This is a genomic window from Streptomyces sp. NPDC107454, from assembly GCF_055582885.1.
Genome location: NZ_JBVJPA010000019.1, coordinates 98,563 through 111,178 on the forward strand (window position 1 = coordinate 98,563; position 12,616 = coordinate 111,178).

General features: G+C 70.0%; 8 protein-coding genes. 7 read left to right on the top strand and 1 reads right to left on the bottom strand.

Annotated features, from left to right (window positions below; translation table 11 throughout):
- Positions 1-432: 432 nt before the first annotated feature.
- From ACZ69M_RS39930 to ACZ69M_RS39955, 6 genes are all read left to right on the top strand, one after another.
- A complete protein-coding gene (locus ACZ69M_RS39930; protein WP_470057820.1) occupies positions 433-2,373 on the top strand; it encodes a glycogen debranching N-terminal domain-containing protein in 1,941 nt (646 codons plus the stop codon).
- Positions 2,374-2,504: 131 nt separating this feature from the next.
- Positions 2,505-3,263, top strand: coding sequence for an NUDIX hydrolase (locus ACZ69M_RS39935; protein ID WP_067375254.1), 759 nt, complete (start codon positions 2,505-2,507; stop codon positions 3,261-3,263).
- A gap of 111 nt (positions 3,264-3,374) precedes the next feature.
- Entirely contained in the window at positions 3,375-5,288 is a 1,914-nt protein-coding gene (locus tag ACZ69M_RS39940; protein WP_470057822.1) for an ABC transporter ATP-binding protein, read from the top strand.
- Between the two features lie 162 nt (positions 5,289-5,450).
- Positions 5,451-6,338 carry a FadR/GntR family transcriptional regulator gene (locus tag ACZ69M_RS39945; protein WP_159064415.1) on the top strand — a complete coding sequence of 296 codons (888 nt, stop codon included), beginning with the start codon at positions 5,451-5,453 and terminating at the stop codon, positions 6,336-6,338.
- Positions 6,339-6,791: 453 nt separating this feature from the next.
- Positions 6,792-8,327 carry an RNA polymerase sigma factor gene (locus ACZ69M_RS39950; protein ID WP_470057825.1) on the top strand — a complete coding sequence of 512 codons (1,536 nt, stop codon included), beginning with the start codon at positions 6,792-6,794 and terminating at the stop codon, positions 8,325-8,327.
- Between the two features lie 133 nt (positions 8,328-8,460).
- Positions 8,461-9,279, top strand: coding sequence for a S1 family serine peptidase (locus ACZ69M_RS39955; RefSeq protein ID WP_470057826.1), 819 nt, complete (start codon positions 8,461-8,463; stop codon positions 9,277-9,279).
- A gap of 410 nt (positions 9,280-9,689) precedes the next feature.
- Here the strand turns inward: ACZ69M_RS39955 and ACZ69M_RS39960 are convergent, their stop codons facing one another.
- Positions 9,690-9,920: a DUF7455 domain-containing protein gene (locus tag ACZ69M_RS39960; protein WP_075030622.1), complete on the bottom strand. Its 231-nt coding sequence runs from the start codon at positions 9,918-9,920 to the stop codon at positions 9,690-9,692.
- Between the two features lie 440 nt (positions 9,921-10,360).
- Between ACZ69M_RS39960 and ACZ69M_RS39965 the strand changes: the two genes are divergently transcribed.
- The gene (locus ACZ69M_RS39965) at positions 10,361-12,484 is read left to right on the top strand and encodes a DNA gyrase/topoisomerase IV subunit B (RefSeq protein ID WP_470057828.1); all 2,124 of its coding nucleotides are present in this window, start codon (positions 10,361-10,363) and stop codon (positions 12,482-12,484) included.
- Positions 12,485-12,616: the final 132 nt, after the last annotated feature.

Below are 12,616 nucleotides of genomic sequence, written 5' to 3' on the forward strand. Positions count from 1 at the left end.
AAGCCCGAGCCCTTGGCCCCCACCGCACCCGTACCAGCCCTCGGCGGTATGCCACACCGACCATCCCACCGCCATCCGGTCTGCTTGCCCGGCCCAGGGCGTGACCCCGGACGGGGCCGTTCCGTTCACCTGTGTGGCGGTATTTGTGGCCGGGCCGCGCCGCCGAACGCCCTCGCCCCTCCGGAGCCCCCCACCCGGCGCCGAGCGCGCCCCAGGCGCACTGACCGAGGAAGCCACATGCCCCTGCCCATCCCACCCTCCGATCCCGACGGCGCCCTCCCGCCGGTGCGCGGGTCCGCTCAGCCCTTCCCACGTCGCGCCGGTTCGCAGGCCCCGTTCGCAGGAGTCGAGAGCGCTTTGAGCCCTTTCGCGGGCCCGGGCGGTCCGGCGGCTCGTCACAGCCCGCTTCCCGGGCCGCGCCGGACCACGGATTTGCCACCCGTGCACAACGCCCTGATCTGCGTCGCCCTGCCAGGACTGGCGATCTCCACGGACCAGGGGCAGCTGAACGGCCGCGGACTGGAGGGGTTCTACCGCGCGGGCCGCCGGACGCTGTCCCGCTGCCAGGTGCGAGTGGCGGGGCGCGAACCACTCGCCGTACAGGCCCGGATGCTCGCCGCCGACCGAGCCCGCTTCGTCGGGACGGTGCGCGCCTCCGCCGACGGCGGCCCGGATCCCGACGTGGTCGTGGAGCGGACGCGGGACGCGGACGGCACGGAACGGATCACGCTGCGCAGCGCCTCCCCCCGCGCCCTGCGCGTGCCCGTAGAGGTCGCCCTCGCCACGGATCTCGCGGAGCTCGGCTCCGTCGCGTCGGGCCGAGCCGGGCCCGAACTGCCCGCCAGCGTCCACGACTCGGGCCTGCGATGGTCCTGTGCCACCGGCAGCTCGATCGTCACCGCCGACCCACCGCCCGTCGACGCCCTGGCCTCCGCGGGACTGCTGCGCTGGGAACTCGAACTGCCGCCCGGCGGCACCCGGAGCCTGGAGCTGAGGGTGCGACCGGGCGGTGCGGGGCCGGCCAGAGCCGTCGGCCGCGGCGCCACGAGCCCGCTCTCCGCCGCCCGTGCCACGGGCGACGACCCCAGGGTCCAGATGCTCATGGACACCTGCGTCGAGGACCTCCAGGCGCTACTGCTGCGCGATGCCGCCCACCCGTCGGACACGCACCTCGCGGCGGGGGCGCCGTGGCGATGCGGCCTGGCGCCGGCAGAGGCACTGGTCGCGGCCCGGATGACACTGCCACTCGGCACCCGGCTCGCCGCGGGCACGCTGCAGACCCTCGCCCGCACCCAAATCGCGGGCCCCGGAGCGCAGTGCGGCCTGATCCCCGGCCCGCGCCGGGACGCCGGTCCGCACCTGCCTCCGGGCTGCACGGCCACCGAGGCGACCCTGCTGTTCCCCGTACTGCTCGCGGAGGCCAGGCGCTGGGGACTTCCGGAGCGGGAGACCGAGGAACTGCTGCCCGCGGCCGAGCGGTGCCTCGCATGGCTGCGGACCACCGTCGGTGACGGCACCTATCTGCCCGACCCGCACCCCGGCGGTCCATTCCGCTGCGAGACGCAGGCGCACGCCCACCGCGCGGCACTGCTGGGCGCCGATCTGCTCGACACGTACGGCCGGCCGGGTGGCGAGGGACTGGTTCAGTGGGCCCAGGAACTGCGGACCGCGTTCCGCGGGGACTTCTGGGCCGAGGACCGGGGAGGCGGCAGACCGGCGGCCGCCCGGGCCCCGGACGGGCGCCTCGTACCCCACCTCGGCGCGAGCACCGCCCACCTCCTCGACACGGGGCTGCTCGGCTCCGGCGTGTTCGCCCCCGGCCTCCTCGACAAGGTGCAGACCGAGCAGCTCGCACGGCTGCTCGGCGGCCCGGCCATGGACTCCGGCTGGGGTCTGCGCAGCCTGGGTGCCAAGGAGGCGGCGTACAACCCCTTCGGACACCGCAGCGGCGCCGTGCGCGTCCAGGAGACCGCGACCGCCGTCACCGGCCTGTTCACCGCCGGATACGAGAAGGAGGCGAGCGCTCTGCTTCGGGGGCTGCTGGCGGCCGCCGAGACCTTCGGAAACAGGCTGCCCGAGATGTACGCGGGAGAGCAGCGCACGGAAGGCGGCGCCCCGCTCCCGCACCCCGCTGCCTGTCGGCCCGCGGCCACGGCGGCGGCCGCCGGAGTACTGCTCCTCACCTCCCTCGCGGGCATCCGCCCCGATGCTCCGGCCCGGACGGTGACGCTGCGCCCGGTCAGTAGCGCGCCGCTGGGCGAGATCGGACTGACGGGACTGCGGATCGCGGGCGCCGCGTTCTCCGTGCGCGTCAGCAGACTCGGTCTCGCGATGGTGGAGGAGGCTGCCGGCGGACTGCAGTTGGGAATGTGACCTCGCGCGAAGCGTCCTCGGACGGCGACCGGCAGCGGCCGGTGGGACCCGCACAGGACGGAAGTGGATCATCAGTGGAAGCGACTGACGAAGGGCGTGTTTATCGTCAGGCAGACGACTATGATCGCGGCATGCCCTACGACCCGTCGGCCTTTCCGCCCTTTGCCGTGACCGTGGACCTGGTCGTGCTGACCGTGCGTCGCCATGCCCTGTGTGCACTGGCGGTACGGAGGGGGGAACAGCCTTTCCAGGGACGATGGGCGCTCCCGGGCGGCTTCGTACGGCCCGACGAGGACCTGGGGCAGGCGGCCGCGCGCGAACTGGTCGAGGAGACCGGGCTGCGCGCCCACGACCCGTCGGCCCCGGCACAGGACAACGGCGCGCACCTGGAACAGCTGGCGACCTACGGCGACCCCAAGCGCGACCCGCGGATGAGGGTGGTCAGCGTCGCCCATCTCGCGCTGGCCCCCGATCTGCCCGCGCCCAGGGCCGGAGGCGACGCCAACAGCGCGCGCTGGGCGCCCGTGGAGGAGTTGCTGCAACAGGGCGGCTACGGCCGCGACGGAGAGCAGGCGGCACCTCTCGCCTTCGACCATGCCCAGATCCTCTCGGACGGGGTGGAACGCGCCCGGTCCAAGATCGAGTACTCGTCGCTGGCCACCGCCTTCTGCCCGTCCGAGTTCACCGTCGGAGAGCTGCGCCGCGTGTACGAGGCTGTGTGGGGGGTGGCACTCGACCCGCGCAACTTCCACCGCAAGGTGACGGGCACTCCGGGATTCCTCGTGCCCACGGGCGGCACGACCACGCGCCAGGGCGGCCGACCCGCGCAGCTGTTCCGCGCCGGCGGCGCCACGTTGCTCAATCCACCGATGCTGCGCCCCGAGGTCTGACGAGGGCGGATCGGCTCACGGGGCGCGTCGCGCCGAAAGAGTGGAGAGAGCTGCCTCGGATGAGCCGCAAGATGCCCGAAAAACCGTAAATGTCACGCTATCTTGCTGTGAGTGATCCAGGCCATCGGATTGACCAGCAACCCCCGCAAGGAGCTTCCTCCCGCCGTCGACGACGTGTCCTTCAAGGCGCGCCCGGGTCGTGTCACAGCGCTCCTCGGGGCCCCGGGCGCGGGCAAGACGACGACGCTGAGGCTCATGCTCGAACTCCAGCGGGGCCGTGGAATCACCTACTTCAGAGGCCGTCCACTGCACCAGATCGCCCATCCCTCGCGTGAAGTCGGTGTGCTCCTGAGCGAGGTGCCGGGCCATCCCGCGCGTACGATCCGCGGACAGCTCGGCATGGTGGGCGCGGCCGTCGGTGTCCCGATCCGGCGCGTCGACGAAGTGATCGAGGTCGTCGGGCTCGTGAGCCTGCGCGACGAGCGCCTGGGCACCCTGTCGCGTGGTATGGACCGCCGTCTGGGTCTGGCCTGTGCGCTGCTGTCCGATCCGCACGCCCTCGTCCTCGACGATCCCGCCGGCGGTCTCTCCGTCACCGAAGGTCGTTGGCTGCACGGGATTCTGCGGGCGCACGCGGCCCACGGAGGCACCGTTCTGTTCAGCACGGACGACCCCAAGGAGGCCGCTCGGACGGCCGACCGGGTCATCACACTGGAGGGAGGCCGCCTCGTCGCCGACCAGGAGGCCGCGGACTTCGCCCGCACCCGGCTCCGCCCCCGGGTCGCCGTCCGCAGCCCGCACGCCGCCCGCCTCGGAGCCCTGCTCGCCAAGGAGGCCCGCGCCGCGCAGCGTTCCGTCGAGGTCGTACGCGAGGACGGCAACCGGCTCTCGGTGTACGGCAGCACCTGCGCCGACATCGGCGAGACCGCCTTCCGGCACGGCATCCTCGTACACCAACTCGCCGCCGAAACCGGCGACATGGGGCCACATGCCACGCTCCATGCCGAGGGTCTCGCCTCCGCGACCGTAGTCACCTCTGCCCTCGTGGCCTCTGCCTCCGCGACCTCCATCCCCACGGACGATGCCCTCACGGATGATGCTCCCGCGACCGACGAACCCGCCACCGCCGTAGCTGTGACCGAGGCGCACACGCCCGACGAGCCGGGGCCGACGGCCGAGTCGGAGACCCGCCCGGCCGCTTCGCCGGGCGCGCGGGACCTGCCCCAGCTCCCGCCCCTCATCGCCTTACGCCAGGCGCCGAGCCCACTGCGTCCGCTGCGCTACGAACTGCGACGCGCCACCGGAGTCGGCACCGGCTACCTCACCGCGATCACCGTGCTGGTCACCTCCGCCCTGCTGTCCGTACTCCTGGCCAGAATCGGTCACACACCCCAGCCGCGGCTCCTGGCTGCTTGGCCGCGTGAATGCCCCCTGCCGCCTGCGGCGCTCGGTGCGGGACTGCTCGGGGCGCTTGCCTTCGGCGAGGAGTTCCGCCACCCCGCCCTGGCCGCGGACCGCGGCACCGTCCCCCGCCGGCTGGGACTGCTCGCCGCCAAACTCCTCGTCGCCTCGGCCACCGCGCTGGCGCTGGCCGTCCTCACGGTGGGCTGCGACCTCGAAATGCTCTATCTCGTCTACGGACGAGAGCTGGTCGGAGTTCCCGCGGACTGGCTTTCACTGAGCGCGAGTTGGATCGGCCTCACCGTGGGCTGCGCCTGGGCGGGAGTGCTGGCGGCCGGCATCTTCCGGTCCACCACCGCCGGGCTCGCGGCGGTGCTCGCCGTCCCGGTCGTGGTCGTACCACTCGTACAAAAGACCTTGGCGGGACCGTCCGTGCGGAAGGCGGCCGGGTTTTCCGAGCGATTGCGTGAGCTCCTGCTGATGCAATGGCCGTTCGGAGGAGCGCGCTATATCGCGGCCGGGGCGCGCCTTGTCGCCCAACCCGTGGGCGGTGCCCTGATGTTGTCGCTGACCGCTCTGCTCTGCGCGTATCTGCTCACGACCCTGCGAAGCAGGGTGCGATGACGACCGTCCTTACCCTTCCGTTCCCGCTGTGCGCACAACTCCCCGGAGAACGCCCATTTCTTTCCGATAAGGCGTCAATTGCGACGCGGTGAGCGATCACCCTTTCGTGTGCTTTTCACCAAAGACCTCAAGGGAGTTGGAGACAGCGCCGACAAATGATCCGTGAGTACCCTTGCGCACACCATGATGACCGCCGCCCGCTCCTCAGACTCCGGCCTGGCCGGCCCGGGCGGACTCGACCGCTACCCCTACGCCGAGGGCCCTGGTGCCGAACGCGTCGGCGCCTCCGCGTGGGAGGGCGCGGACCCGGAACTGGGCCGCGTCGGCCGGCGCGCCGCGGGCAGCCGCGGACGCGGACTGCACGGCCAACTCGTTCAGCAGCTGGGTCAGATGATCGTCTCTGGCGACCTGGGCGCGGACCGGCCGCTCGTCCCCGAGGAGATCGGGCAGCGGTTCGAGGTCTCCCGTACCGTCGTCCGTGAGTCGCTCCGTGTCCTGGAGGCGAAGGGGCTGGTCAGCGCCCGCCCCAACGTCGGCACGCGCGTGCGCCCCGTCAGTGACTGGAATCTTCTCGACCCGGACATCATCGAATGGCGGGCCTTCGGACCGCAGCGCGACGACCAACGCCGCGAGCTGAGCGAGCTGCGCTGGACGATCGAGCCGCTCGCCGCGCGTCTGGCCGCCGGGCACGGGCGCGAGGAGGTCCAGCAGCGTCTCGGAGACATGGTCGAGATCATGGGCCACGCCATGGCGCAGGGTGACTCGCTCACCTTCTCGCGGGCCGACGCGGAGTTCCATTCGCTGCTCATCCAGGTATCCGGCAATCGCATGCTGGAGCACCTTTCCGGGATCGTCTCGGCCGCGCTCCAGGTCTCCGGCGGCCCCGTCACCGGCTGCGACCGACCGAACGAGACCTCCTTGACGCACCACGGCCGGATCGTCGACGCCTTGGCCGAGGCCGACGGCGCGGCGGCCGAGGCGGCCATGCGGCAGTTGCTCGCCGTTCACCCCGAGGTGGAGCGCGTGGTGCCCGCGCCGCGCGAGCACTGATCGCGCCCCGAGGGCGGCGCGGTCGGGGGGCGTGTGCCCTCTCGTGGCATCGCTTGGTCGGCGGAGCATCCCCCGCCGGACCCCGTCGGATCCTTCCGGGATCCGGCGGGATCCGGCGATGTGATGAAGGTGATCAAGCCATCGGTTGAGGTGATGAACCCATCGGTTTGAGGTGATGAGTCCATCGGCTGACCTCCTCTGACCGTATCTGGCCGCTTTTGGGCACTTACGGGGTGTGACTCGGGCCACGCAGATTGGGCGTAACGCTCTTCGGAACTGCGCGATGACCTAAGAGGTGACAGCCGAGGAGGGAATACGGACGCCGTTTACGGCGCTGTGCATCTTCCCGGCTCCCGCCCGCGCCGTCGACCCATCCCCAAGTCGGCGGTCGTCGGCTCCTGTCCGCAGTGGACGGAGCCGGAAGCCGTTTTCCAACGTTCCGAGAGGTTGTTCGTGTCGGCCAGCACATCCCGTACGCTCCCGCCGGAGATCGCCGAGTCCGTCTCTGTCATGGCGCTCATTGAGCGGGGAAAGGCTGAGGGGCAGATCGCCGGCGATGACGTGCGTCGGGCCTTCGAAGCTGACCAGATTCCGGCCACTCAGTGGAAGAACGTACTGCGCAGCCTCAACCAGATCCTCGAGGAAGAGGGTGTGACGCTGATGGTCAGTGCCGCGGAGCCCAAGCGCACCCGAAAGAGCGTCGCAGCGAAGAGTCCGGCCAAGCGCACCGCCACCAAGACGGTCGCGGCGAAGACGGTGACCACCAAGAAGGCCACCGCCACCACCGCCCCGGCGATGCCCATGGCCGACGACCCGGCTGAGGACGCGTCCGCCAAGAAGGTCGCCGCCAAGAAGACGGTCGCCAAGAAGGCCGTCGCGAAGAAGACGGTCGCCAAGAAGGCCGTCGCAAAGAAGACCACCGCCAAGAAGGACGACGTCGAGATGATCGACGACGAGGCGGTCGAGGAGACCCCGGGCAAGCCCGGTACCGAGGAGCCCACCGAGGACGGCGCCCAGGGCTTCGTCCTGTCCGACGAGGACGAGGACGACGCGCCCGCGCAGCAGGTCGCCGCCGCCGGCGCCACCGCCGACCCGGTCAAGGACTACCTCAAGCAGATCGGCAAGGTCCCCCTGCTCAACGCAGAGCAGGAGGTCGAGCTCGCCAAGCGCATCGAGGCGGGCCTCTTCGCCGAGGACAAGCTGGCCAACGCCGACAAGCTCGCCCCCAAGCTCAAGCGCGAGCTGGAGATCATCGCCGAGGACGGCCGCCGCGCCAAGAACCACCTCCTGGAGGCCAACCTCCGTCTGGTGGTCTCCCTGGCCAAGCGCTACACCGGCCGCGGCATGCTGTTCCTGGACCTCATCCAGGAGGGCAACCTCGGTCTGATCCGCGCGGTCGAGAAGTTCGACTACACCAAGGGCTACAAGTTCTCCACGTACGCCACCTGGTGGATCCGTCAGGCGATCACCCGCGCCATGGCCGACCAGGCCCGCACCATCCGTATCCCGGTGCACATGGTCGAGGTCATCAACAAGCTCGCGCGCGTGCAGCGTCAGATGCTCCAGGACCTGGGCCGTGAGCCCACCCCGGAGGAGCTGGCGAAGGAACTCGACATGACCCCTGAGAAGGTCATCGAGGTCCAGAAGTACGGCCGCGAGCCCATCTCGCTGCACACCCCGCTGGGCGAGGACGGCGACAGCGAGTTCGGTGACCTCATCGAGGACTCCGAGGCCGTCGTCCCGGCCGACGCGGTCAGCTTCACGCTCCTCCAGGAGCAGCTGCACTCCGTCCTCGACACCCTGTCCGAGCGCGAGGCGGGCGTCGTCTCCATGCGGTTCGGTCTCACCGACGGTCAGCCGAAGACCCTCGACGAGATCGGCAAGGTGTACGGCGTCACGCGTGAGCGGATCCGTCAGATCGAGTCCAAGACGATGTCGAAGCTGCGCCACCCGTCGCGTTCGCAGGTGCTGCGCGACTACCTCGACTAGGTCTCGACCGTACTGTCGCCGAGGGCCCGACTCCCGATGGGGAGCCGGGCCCTCGGCGCATCCATGGAGTGCGCGCCGCCGTCCGCTGGATCACTCTGGGTTTTCCATGACCATCCCAGAGTGAGGAACGCGCATGCGCCGTCCTTTCGCCCCAGTACTGGCCCTTGCGGCCGCCGCGGCCCTCATACCGCTGGCATCCCCCGCCCCGGCCGCGACCGACGACGTCATCATCGGGGGCCATCCGGTCGACATCGCTCAGAGCCCGTGGACGGTGGCACTGTCCAGCCGTGACCGGTTCGGAGGAACGCGGGCCGGGCAGTTCTGCGGCGGCGTGGTGATCGGCCCGTCGCTCGTGCTGACCGCGGCCCACTGCCTGAGCCCGCTCGTGCTGGGGGCGCCATCGCAGCAGATGCACGACTTGAAGATCATCGCGGACCGTACCGACCTGCTGTCCAGCAAGGGCAAGGAGATCTCGGTGCGCGACACCTGGGTCAATCCGCAGTACGACGCCGCCACGAACGCCGGGGACTTCGCCGTGATCACCCTGGCCTCCCCGCTGCCCCAGAGCTCGGTCATCCGTATGGCCCCCGCAGGGGATCCCGCGTACGCACCCGGCACGGCCGCCGCGGTCTACGGCTGGGGCGATACGTCAGGCACCGGCAATTACGCGCTCGGCCTGCGGTCCGCGAGCGTGAAGGTACTTTCCGACTCCGTCTGCGAGCGGGCGTACCCGGGGAGTGAAGACGGAACCTATCAAGCCACTTCCATGGTGTGCGCCGGGGAGGCCTCGGGTGGGCGGGATGCCTGCCAGGGGGACAGCGGTGGCCCGCTGGTGGCCAAGGGGCGGCTGATCGGCCTTGTGTCGTGGGGCAGCGGCTGTGGGCAGGCGGGAAGCCCCGGGGTCTACACGCGGGTCTCGGACGTCGTCAAGGCGCTCGGCACGAGCCGCTGAGGGCGTAGGGGGCGGAAGCAGCGGTACGGAACGCAGCGGGTCGCGGGCCGCGGATCACAGGGCGCCAGGGGAGGGGAACCAGGTGGCGCCTGGGGGGAGAGTGACTCGGGCCGGTGACCTGTGGCGGTGCGCTGGAGCGGTATGGGCCGGTGGCGCGTCGAGCTGCGCCTGAGTGGGCCGGTGGCGCGTGAAGGTGCGCGGCCAGGGTGTGAACCGGTGACGCGTTGCAGTGCGTGAGCCGTGAGCCCGATGCACGTCACGTCCGCACGAGGCTGTGACGCGCACCGGGCGGTGGCGCACTGCACCGCCAGGAAGCGGTACGCATACGGGCGGCCACCCCGAGTAGCAGGGGTGACCGCCCGTACACCGGCCTATTGCCAGAGCTGGCTCGTCGTCGTTGACGCGAAGTGTCAGCGCTCTTCGTCGTTGGACGTTGCCGGGACCGACGTCAGTCGCTCCGTCTCGTCCTGTATCTCAGCGGCGATCTTCTTGAGTTCCGGCTCAAACTTGCGCCCGTGGTGGGCGCAGAAGAGCAGTTCACCGCCGCTGAGGAGGACGACGCGCAGATATGCCTGGGCGCCGCAACGGTCGCAGCGGTCAGCGGCCGTCAGCGGGCTCGCGGGGGTCAGAACAGTAGTCACGTCGCCTCTTCTCTAGCTCGACGAGCTGTCGTACCAGGGTCAACATCCAACCAGGCCGAAAACGTTCCCGCTCGTGGCTTTTCCTCGAAAAATTCTTCCGGGGCGGCTGTCTGCTGCCGGGTGGCGGCGAATGAGCCGTATTACGTGTCTTTGTGTCTTACGGGTTCGCGCAGTCTGTCAGGGTCAGTCCTCCCCGGCTGGCTTGCCGGTTGTTCATGAGGACGTGCCCGGAGCCTAAATGGTTCATGCCTGGAAGGGAACGTGATATGTACTTCACTCCATCGAGGGATCGAACACTCATGCGAGCCTGGACTAGTCTGAGTTCATGCGAGGGTGGCGTTACAACGGCTCTACCAGGCCTCGGTACCCTCTGAGCGGAGACCGAAGCCGACCCCTTACCCAAAAGGGTCCCATCTGAAATTCAGCGAGGAGCGAACCGCGTGACCGCCGACACGTCCGTGCCGTCCACAGCGTTGCTGACCGGAGCAGACCGGGACGGTTCCAACTACACCGCGCGGCACCTGCTCGTCCTCGAGGGGCTCGAGGCCGTACGCAAGCGCCCCGGCATGTACATCGGCTCGACCGACAGCCGCGGTCTGATGCACTGCCTGTGGGAGATCATCGACAACTCCGTGGACGAGGCCCTCGGGGGCTACTGTGACCACATCGACGTGATCCTGCACGACGACGCCTCGGTGGAGGTGCGGGACAACGGCCGCGGCATCCCGGTCGACGTGGAGCCCAAGACCGGCATGTCCGGCGTCGAGGTCGTGATGACCAAGTTGCACGCGGGCGGCAAGTTCGGAGGCGGCTCGTACGCGGCCTCCGGCGGTCTGCACGGCGTGGGAGCCTCGGTGGTGAACGCGCTCTCCGCCCGTCTGGACGTAGAGGTGGACCGTGGTGGCCACACCCATGCGGTGAGCTTCCGGCGCGGCACCCCGGGAGCGTTCAAGGCGGACGGTCCCGAGGCCGCCTTCGACGCGACCAGCGGGCTGCGCAAGCTGAAGCGGATCCCCAAGACCCGCACCGGCACGCGCGTGCGCTACTGGGCCGACCGCCAGATCTTCCTCAAGGACGCCAAGCTCTCCCTGGAGAACCTGCACCAGCGCGCCCGCCAGACCGCGTTCCTGGTGCCCGGCCTGACCATCGTCGTCCGTGACGAATACGGGCTCGGTGAGGGCGGCAGCAAGGGTGAGGAGTCCTTCCGCTTCGACGGCGGCATCAGCGAGTTCTGCGAGTACCTGGCCACCGACAAGCCCGTCTGCGACGTCCTCCGCTTCTCCGGGCAGGGCACCTTCAAGGAGACCGTCCCGGTCCTCGACGACCACGGGCAGATGACGCCCACCGAGGTCACCCGTGAACTCGGCGTCGATGTGGCGCTGCGCTGGGGCACCGGCTACGACACGAACCTCAAGTCGTTCGTGAACATCATCGCCACGCCCAAGGGCGGCACCCACGTCGCCGGCTTCGAGCAGGCCGTCGCCAAGACGATGAACGAGGTGCTGCGGGCCAAGAAGCTGCTGCGGGTCGCCGAGGACGACATCGTCAAGGACGACGCACTGGAGGGCCTGACCGCCGTCGTCACGGTGCGTCTCGCGGAGCCGCAGTTCGAGGGGCAGACCAAGGAGGTCCTCGGCACCTCGGCGGCCCGCCGGATCGTGACGAACGTGGTCTCCAACGAACTCAAGGCCTTCCTGACCACCACGAAGCGGGACGCGGCCGCGCAGGCCCGGGTCGTGATGGAGAAGGCCGTGGCTGCCGCGCGTACGCGGATCGCGGCCCGCCAGCACAAGGACGCGCAGCGTCGGAAGACGGCCCTCGAGTCCTCCTCGCTGCCCGCCAAGCTCGCGGACTGCCGCAGCGACGATGTCGAGCGCAGCGAGCTGTTCATCGTCGAGGGGGACTCCGCGCTCGGCACCGCCAAGCTGGCCAGGAACTCCGAGTTCCAGGCGCTGCTGCCGATTCGCGGCAAGATCCTCAACGTCCAGAAGGCGTCCGTCACGGACATGCTCAAGAACGCCGAGTGCGGCGCGATCATCCAGGTCATAGGGGCCGGGTCCGGGCGGACGTTCGACATCGACGCGGCGCGGTACGGGAAGATCATCCTGCTCGTCGACGCCGACGTCGACGGTGCGCACATCCGGATTCTGCTGCTGACGCTGTTCCAGCGGTACATGCGGCCGATGGTCGAGGCGGGGCGGGTGTTCGCGGCGGTGCCGCCGCTGCACCGCATCGAGCTGAGCCAGCCCAAGAAGGGCCAGGACAAGTACATCTACACGTACTCGGACCGTGAGCTGCGCGAGACGCTGCTCGAGCTGCAGCGCAAGAACGTGCGCTACAAGGACTCGATCCAGCGTTACAAGGGTCTTGGCGAGATGGACGCCGATCAGCTCGCGGAGACGACCATGGACCCGCGTCACCGGACGCTGCGGCGGATCAACATCTCCGACCTGGAGGCGTCCGAGCAGGTGTTCGACCTGCTGATGGGGAACGATGTCGCTCCCCGCAAGGAGTTCATCTCCAGCTCTGCGGCGACGCTGGATCGGTCGCGTATCGACGCGTAGGCGCTGCGCCGGCGGCGCCGCCGGGTGGCTGTGGTGGGTCGAGGCCGTGGCGGTACGTCGAGTCCGTCGCCGCTGGATCAGATGTGGGCCGGGCACGGGAGCCGCTGCTCGATGCGGTGCTCGGTGCAGTGC

Coding starts and splice junctions, on each gene's coding strand:
- ACZ69M_RS39955 (WP_470057826.1), top strand. CDS start 8,461: ATGCGCCGTCCTTTCGCCCCAGTACTGGCCCTTGCGGCCGCCGCGGCC.
- ACZ69M_RS39935 (WP_067375254.1), top strand. CDS start 2,505: ATGCCCTACGACCCGTCGGCCTTTCCGCCCTTTGCCGTGACCGTGGAC.